The organism is Gluconobacter vitians, from assembly GCF_015244565.1.
Lineage (GTDB): Bacteria > Pseudomonadota > Alphaproteobacteria > Acetobacterales > Acetobacteraceae > Gluconobacter > Gluconobacter vitians.
In genome coordinates, this window is sequence record NZ_JABCQG010000001.1 from 252,348 (window position 1) to 266,847 (window position 14,500).

General features: G+C 62.4%; 12 protein-coding genes. 8 read left to right on the forward strand and 4 right to left on the reverse strand.

Annotated elements, in window-relative coordinates; all coding sequences use genetic code 11:
• Positions 1-20: 20 nt before the first annotated feature.
• Positions 21-1,799: a Hint domain-containing protein gene (locus HKD24_RS01235; RefSeq protein ID WP_194258640.1), complete on the reverse strand. Its 1,779-nt coding sequence runs from the start codon at positions 1,797-1,799 to the stop codon at positions 21-23.
• 240 nt (positions 1,800-2,039) lie between these two features.
• Positions 2,040-3,947: an ABC-F family ATP-binding cassette domain-containing protein gene (locus tag HKD24_RS01240; RefSeq protein WP_194258641.1), complete on the reverse strand. Its 1,908-nt coding sequence runs from the start codon at positions 3,945-3,947 to the stop codon at positions 2,040-2,042.
• Positions 3,948-4,093: 146 nt separating this feature from the next.
• On the opposite strand from HKD24_RS01240, the gene ndk reads away from it, so the two are divergent.
• Positions 4,094-4,516, forward strand: a complete 423-nt coding sequence (gene ndk / locus HKD24_RS01245) for a nucleoside-diphosphate kinase (RefSeq protein ID WP_011253445.1) — start codon at positions 4,094-4,096, stop codon at positions 4,514-4,516.
• A 140-nt stretch (positions 4,517-4,656) separates the two neighbouring features.
• Positions 4,657-5,328, forward strand: coding sequence for a glutathione S-transferase (locus tag HKD24_RS01250; RefSeq protein ID WP_194258642.1), 672 nt, complete (start codon positions 4,657-4,659; stop codon positions 5,326-5,328).
• Between the two features lie 25 nt (positions 5,329-5,353).
• On the opposite strand, the gene purN is transcribed toward HKD24_RS01250, so the two are convergent.
• A complete protein-coding gene (purN, locus tag HKD24_RS01255; RefSeq protein ID WP_194258643.1) occupies positions 5,354-5,986 on the reverse strand; it encodes a phosphoribosylglycinamide formyltransferase in 633 nt (210 codons plus the stop codon).
• Complete coding sequence (purM, locus tag HKD24_RS01260; RefSeq protein WP_194258727.1) at positions 5,983-7,056, reverse strand: phosphoribosylformylglycinamidine cyclo-ligase; 1,074 nt, start codon at positions 7,054-7,056, stop codon at positions 5,983-5,985. The genes purN and purM overlap by 4 nt, the downstream gene beginning before the upstream one ends.
• Before the next feature lie 102 nt (positions 7,057-7,158).
• Between purM and HKD24_RS01265 the strand changes: the two genes are divergently transcribed.
• The 6 genes from HKD24_RS01265 to HKD24_RS01290 all read left to right on the forward strand — a co-directional run bounded on the left by HKD24_RS01265 (position 7,159) and on the right by HKD24_RS01290 (position 14,439).
• Entirely contained in the window at positions 7,159-7,872 is a 714-nt protein-coding gene (locus tag HKD24_RS01265) for a DnaA/Hda family protein (RefSeq protein ID WP_194258644.1), read from the forward strand.
• Between the two features lie 231 nt (positions 7,873-8,103).
• On the forward strand, positions 8,104-10,263 hold the full coding sequence (locus HKD24_RS01270) for an RNA degradosome polyphosphate kinase (protein ID WP_407646338.1): 2,160 nt from the start codon (positions 8,104-8,106) through the stop codon (positions 10,261-10,263).
• Positions 10,264-10,268: 5 nt separating this feature from the next.
• Positions 10,269-11,747, forward strand: a complete 1,479-nt coding sequence (locus tag HKD24_RS01275; RefSeq protein ID WP_194258646.1) for a Ppx/GppA family phosphatase — start codon at positions 10,269-10,271, stop codon at positions 11,745-11,747.
• Positions 11,744-12,508: a CDP-diacylglycerol diphosphatase gene (locus HKD24_RS01280; RefSeq protein WP_194258647.1), complete on the forward strand. Its 765-nt coding sequence runs from the start codon at positions 11,744-11,746 to the stop codon at positions 12,506-12,508. The genes HKD24_RS01275 and HKD24_RS01280 overlap by 4 nt, the downstream gene beginning before the upstream one ends.
• An 81-nt stretch (positions 12,509-12,589) precedes the next feature.
• The gene (locus HKD24_RS01285) at positions 12,590-13,756 is read left to right on the forward strand and encodes an MFS transporter (protein ID WP_194258648.1); all 1,167 of its coding nucleotides are present in this window, start codon (positions 12,590-12,592) and stop codon (positions 13,754-13,756) included.
• Positions 13,753-14,439, forward strand: coding sequence for an HAD family acid phosphatase (locus HKD24_RS01290; protein WP_194258649.1), 687 nt, complete (start codon positions 13,753-13,755; stop codon positions 14,437-14,439). The genes HKD24_RS01285 and HKD24_RS01290 overlap by 4 nt, the downstream gene beginning before the upstream one ends.
• The last annotated feature ends 61 nt before the right edge of the window (positions 14,440-14,500 follow it).

Consider the following 14,500-nt stretch of genomic DNA (forward strand, 5'->3'; position numbering starts at 1 on the left):
GTCCGAAGCCCGGTTGTGGCTCAGGCGCGCAGGGCGACCGGAGCGGCGTCGTCTTCGACGCTATAGGGGCCTGCAGCGACGATCTGCAGGGTCAGGACCGCTGCCGTCATGGTGTTGAGGCTGAGGTCGGCATTGCCCGCTGTCCAGCGCATGGCTGCAGCTTCACGGCCATGCCAGCCATCGGCGTCCGTCGTGAGATGGCTCGTGACCTGGCGGGTGGCGGCGCTTTCGAACAGCGTCACGTCACCGACCAGAACACCGAGGTCGCGGCGGTCGTCGAGGAACGGGCCAACCACGTCACAGGGGCGGCTGGTGCGGGAGACGATGCGGACATCGCTGACACCATCCGGCAGGCTGAACACGGCGCGGTCACCTGCGATGCGGCGCGGTGCGAGCAGCGTTCCGCAGGGCAGTTCCAGGTGCAGGCCGGACTCCGTGGTCGTGGCGATACTGTCAGCGGCAACACCGGCGCGGGCAGCGATGGCTGTCCAGATCGGCTCGACGCGGGCGCGGTCCGTCACGAGTTCGGCAGCGGCGTCATGTTCCCAGCTGGCCGGGGCGCCACCGAAGGCGACAACGCGGCCACTCTGCGTGAAGCTGCGGCGGTTGCCGGTGTCGAGATAGGATTCCGTCGTCAGGCCGTTGGCGAGAATGACGGAATGGCCATCCGTTTCGATATGCAGGTAGTCGTATGACGTGATGCTGTGATCCCAGGCGATGGAAGCGCCGTTGACCAGCATACGGGCCGGGATGAAGCCGCCATCGAGGAACAGGCAGTGTTCACCGGTGACCAGTAGGTCCGAATGCGGCACGCCATCGGCGATGGCATTGGCGCGGATACGGACCGGATAGCCGGCCTGATCGTCGGGGAAGCCGGCGCGGATGCGGGCATGGGCGCGGCCAACCCAGGTGACGGTGCGGGTCTCGCCTTCGGGAGTGACAACGCTGTCACCGATCTCGAACGTCTCAACCGTACGCTCGCCATCGGGCGTTGCGATCAGCGTGCCGGGCAGGAAGCAGACTTCCTGGAGGTGGACGAGCGTGCTGCCATCGCTGTCGCGGGACAGGGTCACGGTCTGGTTTGCATAGCCGTTATAGTTGTCGGCCAGCTTGAAGGCGATCTTCCCGTGGTTGCTGCTGATGACCAGATAGTCGTTGCTGATCGTGGCCGTCGTGCAGCTGTTATAGCGCAGGAAGTTCAGGTCCAGCGTGCTGCCCGTATAGAGCTTGGTGTTCTGCACAACGGAACCGAAGTTCACGACCAGCTTGCCGCCGTTATAGACGGAGGCGTTGCTGATGGCGCCCCAGCTGGAAACGGCGACCGTGCCACCGTTATTGATGCTCGTGCCGTTGGCCAGACCCGTCAGGACATACTGCGTGCTGCCCTTGTTGACCGTGGTGTTGCTGGCCGTTCCGCCGAACACGACCTGATCGCCGCCGTTCAGCACAGTCTTGGCCGTGCGTCCGCCGGCATAGACGACTTCGAGGCCACCGTTCTGGACGGTCGTACCAGAGGAGGTGCCGCCGTAGATGACAGCCTGAAGGCCGTTATTGCCGATCGTGGCGTCAGTTGATGACCCGCCATATCCGACAATGACAGTTCCGCCATTCAGGACGGATGTCTTCGTGACGGAATCGCCATCAAGGACATACAGGGTCCGGCCACAGCCACTGACGGTCAGGCCGGAAGCCGACTGGGCGTGATGCGGCTTGTAGGAACAGCCATGCGCGCCGTAGGAGGGAGAATTGGAGGGACGGCCATAATAGCAGTCGGATGAGGAATAATAGTCGCGGGTCATGTTCTGAATCCTCTGGAAAATGGGGTTTTCGGGAGCCGGAGCTTTTTTCCATTCCGAGACCCACATGTCGGACTGGAAATGCCACCTGCTCGGGTCATCCGGGGCAGAGCCGTCTTGAGGCTGGTACGACAAAGACCAGCACAAGGCGTTAACCCACTGGAGATCTTGCATTTCTCACAGTGGTTAACAAATAACAAATTATTTTTGTTAAAAGTTTCCTGTCAAGGAAATGGCAGGACGTCAGCCTGTGGCGTCCTCAAGCTCGGCCTGGGCTTCGAGCCAGCTTTCCTCGACGGTTTCGAGGCTGGCGTTGAGCGCGGCGAGATGGACGTTCAGGGACGTCACTTCCGCGGCATCGCCGGACTGATAGAGGGCCGGATCGGCGAGTCTGGTCTCGATTTTCGTCTTTTCGCTGGTGAGCTGGGCCATTTTGCTCTCCGCGTCGCGGATTTTGCGGCGCAGGGGGGCGAGGGCGCGGGTCTGTTCCTTGCGGTCGATCCGCTTCTGGGCGGATGAGGAGCCGCTGTTTTCTAATGTCGTGGCGGCCTTGTTGCGCTCGGCCATTTCGGTGCGGGCCTTGCGGGCTCGCTCGATGAGCCAGGCGCGGTATTCGGCCATGTCGCCCTCGAAGGGGGCGATCGTGCCGTCTTCGACCAGCCAGAAACGGTCGGCGACCGATTCCACGAGATGGCTGTCATGGCTGATGAGGACGACCGCACCCTCGAACTCCGACAGGGCGCGGATCAGGGCGTCACGGGCATCGAGATCAAGATGGTTGGTGGGTTCATCGAGGATCAGCAAGTGCGGGGCTTCGCGGGTGGAGAGAGCGAGGAGTAGGCGAGCTTTTTCGCCGCCCGAGAGCTCTCCGACCTTGGTTTCCGCACGGTTTTCATCGAGGCCGAACCGGGCGAGCTGGGCGCGGACGGCGGCAGGAAGCGCGTCCGGCATGGCGCGGCTCATATGGTCGATGGGCGTGTCGGTGAGGACAAGTTCGTCGCTCTGGTGCTGGGCGAAATAGCCGATCTTCAGCTTGGGTGAATGGGTGTAGGTGCCGGACATGGGCTCCAGCCGACCGGCCAGCAGCTTGGCAAAGGTGGATTTGCCGCGTCCGTTCTGGCCGAGCAGGGCGATCCGGTCTTCCATGTCCAGACGCTGGTTCAGGCCCTTGAGCACGACGCGACCGTCATAGCCGAGGCTGACATTGTTCAGGCTCAGCATTGGCGGGGGCAGGGGCTGCGGCTCGGGGAAAGAGAAGCGGGTGGGCGTGTCTTCCACGACGCTGTCGATCTGGGGGAGGCGTTCGAGGGCTTTCAGGCGCGCCTGCGCCTGTTTGGCTTTGGTGGCCTTGGCGCGGAAACGGTCCACGAAAGACTGCATATGGGCGCGCTGGGCGGCGATGCGTTCGGCGGCGCGGTTCTGCTGGAGGGCCTGTTCCGTGCGGATGCGGACGGAATTGTCGTAACCGCCGGGGGTGACGCTGATTTTCTGGTGATCGAGATGGGCGATGGCATCGACGGTGTTGTCGAGCAGGGAGCGGTCATGACTGACGATGATGGCCGCACCGGAGAACTTCGCAAGCCAGGATTCCAGCCAGAGCGTGGCTTCGATATCGAGATGGTTGGTCGGTTCGTCGAGCAGCAGCAGATCGGGGTTCAGAAACAGCGCTGTGGCCAGCGACACGCGCATCCGCCAGCCGCCCGAGAAGTCCGAGACGGCGCGGTTCTGGGCGTCCTGATCGAAGCCGAGGCCTGAGAGAATGGCACCGGCGCGGGCGGGGGCTGTGTAGGCGTCGATGGCGATGAGGCGTTCGTGCACGTCAGCGATGCGGACCGGGTCGGTCGCGGTCTCGGCCTCTGTGAGCAGGCGCGTGCGTTCGAGATCGCCTTCGAGAACCGTATCGAGGATGGATGTGCTGCCCGAAGGTGTTTCCTGTTTGACGCGGCCCATCGTGGCACGAGCGGCGAGCGTAATGGTGCCGCCATCGGGGGCGAAATCACCAGCGATTGCGGCCAGAAGGGTGGATTTTCCGGCGCCGTTTTTGCCGATCAGACCGATCTTGCGTCCCGGATCCACGCTGAGGGACGCATTGTCCAGCAGGGTGCGGCCCGCGATGCGGAGGGTCAGGTCGGTGATGGTGAGCAGGCTCACGGGCGCCTCGATCAGTCGGAAGAAAAGAAACAGGGGACGTTAAAATACTGCGACAGACCTATCAGGAACGATGAATTTGCTCTAGTGGAACGGCGGTATTTACCCGCTGGTCCCGGAAGGGGCCGGTCCTAACCAGGAGAAGAAAGATGGCTCTCGAGCGCACGCTTTCCATCATCAAGCCCGACGCAACCAAGCGTAACCTGACCGGTAAGATCAATGCCGTTTTCGAAGGCGCTGGCCTGCGCATCGTTGCCCAGAAGCGCATCCAGCTGACCGAGAAGCAGGCTGGCGCTTTCTATGCGGTTCACAAGGAGCGTCCGTTCTACGGCAGCCTCGTGTCCTCCATGATCGCCGAGCCGGTTGTCGTTCAGGTTCTGCAGGGTGAGAACGCCGTTGCCAAGAACCGCGAAGTCATGGGTGCGACGAACCCGGCCGACGCTGCTGAAGGCACCGTCCGCAAGCTGTTCGCTGAGAGCATCGAAGCCAACTCCGTGCATGGTTCGGACAGCCTCGAGAACGCGAAGAACGAGATCTCCTTCTTCTTCGCCGAGACCGAAATCCTGCCGTAATCTGCGGTTGGGGCTTTCTGTCCTGAAGGAAAGGCGCGGGCTTCGGTCCGCGCTTTTTTTGTTGCTCCGCCTTTGCTCTCAAGGGCTGGGGCAACCTCGTGCTGCTTGCAACCGTTAGCTCCCGATCAAGGGAGAGCCCGATGCTTGTCGTCCATCATCTGAACAATTCCCGGTCCCAGCGTATTCTCTGGCTGCTTGAAGAACTCGAGCTGCCTTACGAGATCCGGTTTTATAAACGCGATCCGAAAACGATGCTTGCACCTCCGGAACTCAAGCGGGTGCATCCGCTGGGGAAGGCGCCTGTTCTGGTGGACGGGGATGTGGTGCTGCCGGAATCGGGAGCCATCATCGAATATGTTCTCAAACGGTATGGCAATGGGCGTCTGATGCCGGCGGAGGAGACGTCTGACTGGGTGCGGTTCGTGTTCTGGCTGCACTATGCGGAAGGGTCTGCCATGCCGCCGCTTCTGCTGAAGTTGATTTTCCAGATGTTGCCGGAGAAGGTGCCGTTCCTGCTGCGGCCTCTGGTCAGGAAAATTGCGTCAGAAACCCAGAAGGGATTTGTGGACCCGCAACTGCGTCTGAACATGGATTTTTGGGAGAGCGAGCTTGCAAAAACCGGCTGGTTCGCCGGAACGGATCTAAGCGGAGCGGATATTCAGATGAGTTTTCCGATTGAGGCCGCTGCCTCACGGGCGGGGGCGCTGCTCGGGCGGCCGAATGTGCGGGCGTTTCTGGAACGGATTCATGCCCGTCCGGCCTATCGCCGGGCGATCGAAAAGGGTGGCCCTTACGCTTACGCGAAGCCGTAAAGGGACCACTCTTTCCGAAGCTGCTTTATTTCGCGAAGACGTCGCAGATCATTTCCAGCACGTCCGGGTAAAGCAGGTGTTCCTGCTCCAGAACGCGGGCGGCGAGGGTTTCGGGCGTGTCGGTTTCCAGAACGGGAACGCTGGCCTGTCCGAGGATGGGGCCTTCGTCCACGCCGGATGTGACGAGATGGACTGTGCAGCCATGCTCTTTTACGCCGGCCTTGATGGCGGCTTCGTGGGTGTGCAGGCCGGGGAAGGCGGGCAGGAGGCTTGGGTGGATGTTGAGCATCCTGTCTTCCCAGGCTTTGACCAGCCAGGGCGTCAGGACGCGCATATAGCCTGCGAGGACGACCAGCATGGCGCCGGAAGCCTGAAGGGCAGCATCGATTTCGCGCTCGTGGGCCTCGCGGTCCTTGCCGAACGGTTTGTGGTCGATGACGAGGGTTTTCAGGCCCGCTTCTTCGGCGACTTCAAGGCCCGGAGCATCCGGGCGGTTGCTGAGGACCAGCACGATTTCGGCCGGGTAGTCCGGGCGGGCGCAGGCCTCGATCAGGGCGCGCATGTTGCTGCCGCGGCCGCTGATGAGGATCGCGATGGGAACCTTCTCGATCTTTTTGGCCGGAGCTTTCGCTCTGGTTCTGGTGTGCGGCTTCTTCATGCGAAGGAGACCGGTGCGGTCAGGGTGTAGGCGTCGTCGGAGCGGACGATCTGGCCCATGAGGAAGCCGGTTTCACCACGCGCATCCAGGTCCGCCATGACCTTCTCGGGCTCGGACGTGACGAGCACCATGCCGATGCCGCAGTTGAAGACACGGAGCATTTCGTCAGCGGCGACATTGCCGGTTTCGGCCAGCCAGCGGAACACGGGCGGGACGATCCATGCGGAGCCATCGATGCGCACGCCGAGGCCTTCGGGCAGGACGCGGGGCAGGTTGCCGGGCAGGCCGCCGCCGGTGATGTGGGCGCAGCCGTGGAGCAGGCCCTTGGCGTGCAGGTCCAGAACCGTGCGGACATAGAGTTTCGTGGGCGTCAGCAGGGCTTCGGCGAGGGTGTGGCCTTCGGCGAAGGGGGCGGGGTCGTTCCAGCCGAGGCCGGAGCGGCGCACGACTTCGCGGACCAGCGAGAAGCCGTTGGAATGGACGCCGGACGAGGGCAGGCCGATCAGCGTGTCGCCTTCGGCGATGTTGGCGGGGAGCAGGTTGTTCCGCTCTGCCGCGCCGACGCTGAAACCTGCGAGATCGTAATGGCCGGGGGCGTACATGCCGGGCATTTCAGCCGTTTCACCGCCGACGAGGGCACAGCCGGACTCGGCGCAGCCCTTGGCGATGCCCTTCACGACCGTGGCAGCAGCCTCGACGGAGAGCTTTCCGGTGGCGAGATAGTCCAGGAAGAACAGCGGGGTGGCGCCCTGCACGACGAGATCGTTGACGCACATGGCAACGAGGTCGATCCCGACTTCGTCATGCTTGCCGGCTTCGATGGCGACCATCAGCTTGGTGCCGACGCCGTCGGTGCAGCTGACGAGGACGGGATCGGTGAAGCCTGCGGCCTTGAGATCGAACAGGGCGCCGAAGCCGCCGAGGCCACCCATGGTGCCGGGACGGTTCGTGGCCTTGGCTGCGGGCTTGATCGCATCGACCAGCGCATCGCCTGCGGCGATGTCCACGCCGGCCTGTGCGTAGCTTGCGCCGCTGCTCGTGCCGGGGGAGATGTCAGGCTGATCGGTCATGGTCGAAGGTTCCCGCTGGTTGACGTGACGCCGTTCTAGAGCATCCTGCGCGCTGGCGGAACGCCTGTTTGAAGGCGTAACGGCATGAAAAAGGGACCTGGGATGACAAAACGGGATGCGGGCGGGGCCGCAGGAGGACATGCGTCCGCGCAGATGGCGTTTCCGCTGCGTCGTGTGACGGCCATGACGTCCGAGCGTTTCATCAACGGGCCGTCCAACGCGGCTGCGCGGGCCTGGCTGGCGCGGAGCCAGTGGCCTGACGGGCGGCTCTGGCTCTGGGGGCCATCGGGGACGGGGAAGACGCATCTTCTGACGGCCTGGGCGCATGAGCATGATGCGACGGTACTGGATGCGCGTCTCTTTTCCAGGTCGTCTGCGGGTGGGCGGATCCGGGTGCAGGGCAATCTTGCGATCGACAATGCCGATTCGCCCGGCGATGAGGCGACCATGCTGCATCTGCTGAACGATGCGTTTGCGCAGGGGGACCGGGTTCTGATGGCGGGGCAACTTCCGCCGTCGCGCAGTCATTTCATGCTGCCGGATCTGGCGAGCCGTCTGCGGGCGACCGCGACCACGGCCACCGGGGAGCCGGAGGACGATCTGCGGGCGACGCTGCTTCTGTCGCTGCTGGCGGACCGGCAGCTTGTGGTGTCACAATCTGTGACGGAATGGCTGTGGCGGCATCTGCCGCGGACGGGCAATGCGCTGGTTTCGGCGGTTGAACGGCTGGATGAGGCGGCTCTGGCGCGCAAGCAGCCGATTACGCGGGCGCTGGCGATGGAAATGCTGCCGGATCTGCTGACGCCTGAGGGGTGAGCGTCATGGGAGTGACACAAAAACTCCGTTTGACATGCCTATCCTGCGGCATGACCTTTTGTGCGATCCGTATTTCTGTGTGTTCCGGAAGACCCCATCGTGACGACTGAAGATTCCCGGCCCGCTCCGCGCCGCCGCTCTCCCCGCAAGCCCCGCAGTGCAGTAACGCCGACCCAGAACCGGAGCCGGCGTCGTCAGACGGCTGCTGCCAAGGCCGAAGATTACGCGCATATGCCGACCTCGCCGGAGCGGTTCCTCAACCGGGAACTATCATGGCTGGACTTCAACCAGCGCGTCATTGATGAGGCTGAGAACACTCGCAATCCGCTTCTGGAGCGGGTGCGGTTCCTGTCCATCAGTTCCAGCAATCTCGACGAGTTCTATTCCGTGCGTGTGGCGGGGCTTGTGGGGCAGGTGCGCGAGGGCATGGTTGTCCGCAGTCCGGACGGGCTGACGCCGGCCCAGCAGCTTGCGCAGGTGCGACAGAAGGCGCGGCATCTTCTGGCCGAGCAGCAGCGGGTCTGGCATGTGCTGGAAGGCGAGCTGAAGGATGCGGGCATTGTCGTTCTGACGACCGACTCCCTGGATGCGACCGATCTGGCGCAGCTGTCCACGCTGTTTGATGAGCGGGTTTTTCCGGTTCTGACGCCGATGGCGGTCGATCCGTCCCATCCGCTGCCATTCATTCCCAATATGGGGCTGGCGCTGCTGATGCGCCTCAAGGACCCGGCCTCTTCCATGCATGTCATGGATGGTCTGATCCTGCTGCCGGCGCAGGTGCCGCGTTTCCTGCGGCTGCCGGCGCGTCTGAAGGAAGGGCAGGAGACGCCGGACCAGATCCGGTTTGTGCTGCTTGAAGACCTGATCACGCTGTTTGCCGGGCGTCTGTTCCCGGGGCTGGCGATCGGCGCGGCCGGTGTGCTGCGCGTGATCCGCGATACGGATGTGGAGTTCGAGGACGAGGCCGAGGATCTGGTCCGCTCCTACGAAACGGCACTGAAGCAGCGTCGTCGCGGCGTGTGCATCCATCTTGCGCTGGACCGCAAGCTGCCTGAGGCGCTGGGCCGCGAGATGGGTGAGGAGCTTGGCGTGGGCGAAGAGGACGTGGTTGTTCTGCCATGTTTTGTGGGTGTCACGGATCTCAAGCAGCTCATCGTGGATGATCGCCCGGATCTGGTGTTCCCGCCTTATACGCCGCGCTTTCCCGAGCGCGTTCTGGATTATGACGGCGACTGTTTTGCGGCGATCCGGGCGAAGGACATGCTGGTCCATCATCCGTTTGAGAGCTTCGACGTGGTGGTGCAGTTCCTGCGTCAGGCTGCTCTCGATCCGAACGTGCTGGCGATCAAGCAGACGTTGTACCGGACGTCCCGCGACAGTCCGATCGTGCATGCGCTGATCGAGGCGGCGGAAGCTGGCAAGTCGGTGACGGCGATGGTCGAGCTTCGGGCGCGGTTTGATGAAGAAGCCAATATCCGCCTGTCACGTGCGCTGGAAGCGGCGGGCGTGCAGGTGGTGTTCGGGTTCGCGCATCTCAAAACGCATGCCAAGCTGAGCCTTGTCGTCCGTCGCGAGAACGGGTCTCTGCGGTCCTATGCGCATTTCGGGACGGGGAATTACCATCCGATCACGGCACGGATCTATACGGATCTGTCGTTCTTTACCTGTGATCCGAAGCTATCATCGGATTCGGCGCGTCTGTTTAACTACATGACGGGCTATGCCATCCCGGAAAAGATGGATGCGCTGGCCTTCTCACCCATCACGATCCGCTCGACGCTTGAACAGCTGATCCATGATGAAATCGACCATGCGAAGGCGGGGCGGCCGGGGCGCATCTGGCTGAAAATGAACAGCCTTGTGGACGCTGAGCTGATCGACAAACTGTATGAAGCCTCGCAGGCCGGGGTGAAGATCATCGGGATCATCCGCGGAATCTGCTGTCTGCGGCCGGGTGTGCCGGGGCTTTCGGATAATATCGAGATCAAGTCGATTGTCGGGCGTTTTCTGGAACATGCGCGGGTTTTTGCCTTCGGAAACGGGCATCGGATGCCGTCTCACAAGGCAAAAGTTTTCATTTCTTCCGCAGACTGGATGGTGCGGAACATGGACTGGAGGGTAGAAGCCATGGTGCCCATCACGAACCCGACGGTCCATGCGCAGATTCTTGGCCAGATCATGACGATGAACATCAAGGACAACCTTCAGAGCTGGACGCTCACGAGGGACGGCTACTGGCATCGGGTTTCGCCGGGCGCACATCCGTTCTCCGCCCACGAATACTTCATGAACAATCCGTCCCTGTCCGGCCGAGGCTCGGCTGCGCGGGAGAAGGTCCTTCCGGAGGCGCATCGCCCCCGTGAGCGGCCCGACAGGATTCTGGAAGACTGATCTTCATGTCCTCATCTGCACAGCGTTCCGCCATTGTCGATCTTGGATCCAACTCGGTCCGGCTGGTCGTTTTTGAAGGGGTGACACGCAATCCCCTTCCGATCTTCAACGAAAAGGTCACGCTCAAATTGGGGCGTGGGCTGGATACGACAGGGCGCCTCAATGAAGAGGGCGTGGCGCTGGCGATGGACGTGCTGGGGCGGTTCCACACCGTCGCCCGCGCGATGGGGGCGGAGCCGTTTCAGGTTCTTGCGACTGCTGCCGTCCGGGACGCGACTAACGGTCCGGACTTCGTGGATGCGATCCGCGCGCGGATGCCGGGCGTGCCGATCCGAGTTCTGGAAGGAACCGAGGAAGCCGATTATGCGGCGCGTGGTGTCCTCTGTGGGCTGCCGGAAGCGAACGGGCTGGTGGCCGATATCGGGGGCGGGTCGCTGGAGTTGATCCATGTTGCCGATGGTCAGTATTTCGAAGCGGTGACGACCAAGCTGGGCGTGATCCGGCTGCATGACCGGGCCAAGGGCAGCATCGAGCGAGCGGCTGAAATTGCAAACGAGCTTCTGGCGGCCGTGAACTGGTTGCCGGGCATGACGGGGCGGCCGCTTTATCTTGTGGGCGGAGCATTCCGGGCGCTGGCCCGTCTGCAGATTGCGCGCACGCAGTATCCGCTGAACCTCGTGCATCTGTTCAGCCTTTCTGAAGGAGAGGCGCGCGAGATGGCGGACTGGGTTATCAGCGCGCCCAAGCGTACGCTTGAAAAACTGCCCGGTGCGCCGCGCAAGCGTCTGTCGGATGCGCCTTTTGCGGCCGTTGTGCTGCGCTGCCTGATGGAGCGGGTTCGTCCGTCCAAGGTCGTGTTCAGCGTCGATGGGCTGCGTGAAGGCTGGTATATGCGCCATGTGGCGTCTTCGGTGGCGGATCTGGATCCCATGACGGATCTGGCGACGGAAATGGCCAACCGGCTGGCGCGCAGTGCGTCACTGGCCGAGCCTCTCGTGAAATGGACGGCACCGCTGTTTCGCGAGGAGACGCGGACGCAGAAGCGTCTGCGCGAACTGGCCTGCATGCTGTCCGATATCGGGTCTTACGATCACCCCGAATACCGCGCCGAGCAGACATACCGGCGTGTGATGCATGGTCATGGCGTGGGCTTCGACCACAGCGCGCGGGCCTTTATCGGGCTGACGCTGGCTGTGCGTTATGAAGTCTCGATGGACTCTCCTTTGATCGAACCTTCCCGTCAGCTTCTGTCGCGTTCGGAAATCGACCGTGCGGTACAGTTGGGTCTGGCGCTCCGGCTGGCCTATACACTCTGTGCAGGGACGAAAGTCCTTCTAGATGAGTGCAGGCTGCTTGTGGAAGACGGCACGCTCGTGCTGATCCTGGGCGCGCGCAGTGTTCGGGCGGCAGGCAGTGCGGTCCGTCGTCGTTTCGAGAGGCTGGCGGCTGCGATGCAGCTTCAATGTCAGGTTAGGGAAGAATGAGTTTGCGGAATTACGGGACGGCAGCCAGGGTTGGTTTTCTGGCGGCAGCGGTTGTGTTTGGACTGTCAGGGTGTGGCAAGTCCCATGACCGCGGTGCGCTGTGGAAGGTCGTGCATGGGCGTTGTGCGCCGGATGCGCAGCACAAGCCGTGCACGGTTTATGACGAAAAGGACGGTTACGCGCTCCTTAAAGATCACATCGGTCACGGGCAGTATCTCCTGATCCCGACGCAGAGGGTTCCGGGGGTGGAAGATCCTATCCTGCTGAAGCCCGAGACGCCGAACTATTTTGCGGAAGCCTGGGGCGAGCGTGCGTATGTGGCGCAGGCCTACGGGTTCGAGATTCCTGACGCCCATCTGTCGATGGCCATCAATTCGCGTCCTGGCCGGACACAGGACCAGCTGCATATCCATCTGGACTGTCTGACGGCCTATGCGCGGGCCGAACTCGACAAGAACATGATCACCGAGACCTGGTCGCTCGTGTCGCTGTACGGCCATCCGTACCGGGCGCGGATCGTGGCGTCGCTGGATCCGTCGCCGTTCCGGGTGATTGCGGCGGATGACATGTCCATCCACACGCTCGTCATCACGCCGGCCAAGCATGGCGGGTTCATCCTGCTCGATGATATGGCGCATGTGTTCGACCATGGATCGGGTGAGGAGCTTCAGGATCACGCCTGTCATCTGGACGATCCGCATCACAAATCCATGATCATGGACGGCATGGATATGGGTGAGCATCCCAACGGCATGATGTGACGCAGCTGCGGCTTGTCCGGTAATTTCGGGTGTGGCAGGGTTCGATCAATCTCGAACAAGCTGCACTTCCGGAGACCGGTCTTGAAACTGGCAGCGAAATCGCCACCAAACTGGCCCCTGCTGTCGCTTGCCGTTGGCGCCTTTGCCATCGGCACGACAGAGTTTACTCCGATGGGCCTTCTGCCCGTCATCGCTCATGGTCTTCAGGTCAGCGTCCCCAAGGCCGGTGGCCTGGTGACGGCCTATGCGATGGGTGTGATGATTGGTGCACCTATCATCACGCTTCTCATGGCGCGTTTCCGGCGCAAGCTGGCCCTGATCCTGCTGATGGGGCTCTATGTGGCGGGGAACCTGCTCTCCGCTGTTTCCTACAGTTATGAACTGCTTTTTGCAGCCCGGGTGCTGACCAGTCTGGCACATGGGGCGTTTTTCGGACTTGGTGCGGTTGAGGCCTCGCTGTCTGTGGCGCCTTCCCGGCGGGCGAGTGCCGTGGCGTCCATGTTCATGGGGCTGACGATCGCCAATATCATCGGTGTTCCGGCGGCAACCTGGCTGGGGCTGAATTTCGGCTGGCACAGCGCTTTTGGCGTGACGGCGCTGCTGGGGCTTGTGACGATGCTGGCCGTGCAGTTTGCGCTCCCGGCCCGCGAGATCGGCCCGGCGCCGGAAGTCGGGCGGGAACTGCGGGTTCTCGTGAAGGGCAATGTGCTTCTGGCGCTGCTGACGACTGCGATCGGGGCAGGGGCGATGTTCGTTCTCTACACCTATATTGCACCGATCCTTGAGCACATTACCCATGCAAGCCCGACGGTCATTACGATCGCGCTCATGCTGACGGGCGTCGGCTTTTCGATCGGCAATGCCATTGGTGGACGTAGTGCGGACCGGTCGCTGGATGGAAGTCTGCTGGTTTTCTTCCCCATTCTCGGCATCATCATGCTGATTTTCCCCTGGATGGCGCAGACGGTGCCGGGCGCGCTGTTTGCATCGCTGGTCTGGGGGGCGTCCACGTTTTCGCTGATGCCTGCACTTCAGATGCGGGTCATGCAGGCCGCGCATGATGCGCCGGCTCTGGCGTCCTCCATGAATATCGGGGCGTTCAATCTTGGAAATGCCATCGGCGCGGCGCTGGGAGGGATCGCGCTGTCTCTGGGGTTGGGTTACAGCGGTGTTTCCGTTATCGGAACGGCTCTGGCCCTGGTCGGGGTCGGTCTTGTTCTTCTGTCACGAAAGGTGGCTCCTCCATGATCCGTTCCCTCCTGCTCGCCACCAGCCTGTTTGTCGGTGGCGCCATGGTGCCTCTGGCTGCTCTGGCCGCACAGCCTGCGAATGTGGGCGATGCCATTCTGGCCGCCAGCGCCTATCACGATAGTGGCGACTATCAGCACGATTTCGATGTCGTTGTTGCACAGGCCCGCCAGTGGGTTGACGAGACTGCGCCGAAAACGCGACGTCCGGCGATCGTGCTCGACATCGACGAGACGACGCTGTCGAACTGGGATGCGATCCGGGCGGATGGTTTTGGTTATATTCCGTCAGGTCCGTGCGACGCGCTTCCCAAGGGGCCATGCGGGGCGGATTCCTGGGAGAAAAGTGGCCGTGCGCCGGCATTTGCCTCCACGCGGGGACTGATCGAGGATGCGCAGGCCCATCATGTGGCGGTTTTCTTCGTGACCGGGCGGCATGAGGATGAGCGTGATGCGACGGAGCGGAACCTGCATCTGGCCGGCATCCAGCACTGGGACGGGCTGTATCTGCGGCCGATGACGTCTCATGGCTATGCGGCACGATACAAGACCCCGACGCGGGAGCGGATCGAGCGCAAGGGCTACACGATCATCGCAAGCCTCGGGGATCAGCCGTCCGATCTGGCGGGTGGTCATGCGAAGAAAGGCTTTCTGCTGCCTAATCCGTTCTATCGTATTCCGTAACGGGGAAGCGGCGGGTTTCAGCGGGATTCAGCCATCCCGCTGGGATATGTCCGAAGCTGAA

Coding starts and splice junctions, on each gene's coding strand:
- purN (WP_194258643.1), bottom strand. CDS start 5,986: ATGAAGAAGCCGCACACCAGAACCAGAGCGAAAGCTCCGGCCAAAAAG.
- HKD24_RS01290 (WP_194258649.1), top strand. CDS start 13,753: ATGATCCGTTCCCTCCTGCTCGCCACCAGCCTGTTTGTCGGTGGCGCC.
- HKD24_RS01250 (WP_194258642.1), top strand. CDS start 4,657: ATGCTTGTCGTCCATCATCTGAACAATTCCCGGTCCCAGCGTATTCTC.
- HKD24_RS01270 (WP_407646338.1), top strand. CDS start 8,104: ATGCCGACCTCGCCGGAGCGGTTCCTCAACCGGGAACTATCATGGCTG.
- HKD24_RS01235 (WP_194258640.1), bottom strand. CDS start 1,799: ATGACCCGCGACTATTATTCCTCATCCGACTGCTATTATGGCCGTCCC.
- HKD24_RS01280 (WP_194258647.1), top strand. CDS start 11,744: ATGAGTTTGCGGAATTACGGGACGGCAGCCAGGGTTGGTTTTCTGGCG.
- HKD24_RS01275 (WP_194258646.1), top strand. CDS start 10,269: ATGTCCTCATCTGCACAGCGTTCCGCCATTGTCGATCTTGGATCCAAC.
- ndk (WP_011253445.1), top strand. CDS start 4,094: ATGGCTCTCGAGCGCACGCTTTCCATCATCAAGCCCGACGCAACCAAG.
- purM (WP_194258727.1), bottom strand. CDS start 7,056: ATGACCGATCAGCCTGACATCTCCCCCGGCACGAGCAGCGGCGCAAGC.
- HKD24_RS01265 (WP_194258644.1), top strand. CDS start 7,159: ATGACAAAACGGGATGCGGGCGGGGCCGCAGGAGGACATGCGTCCGCG.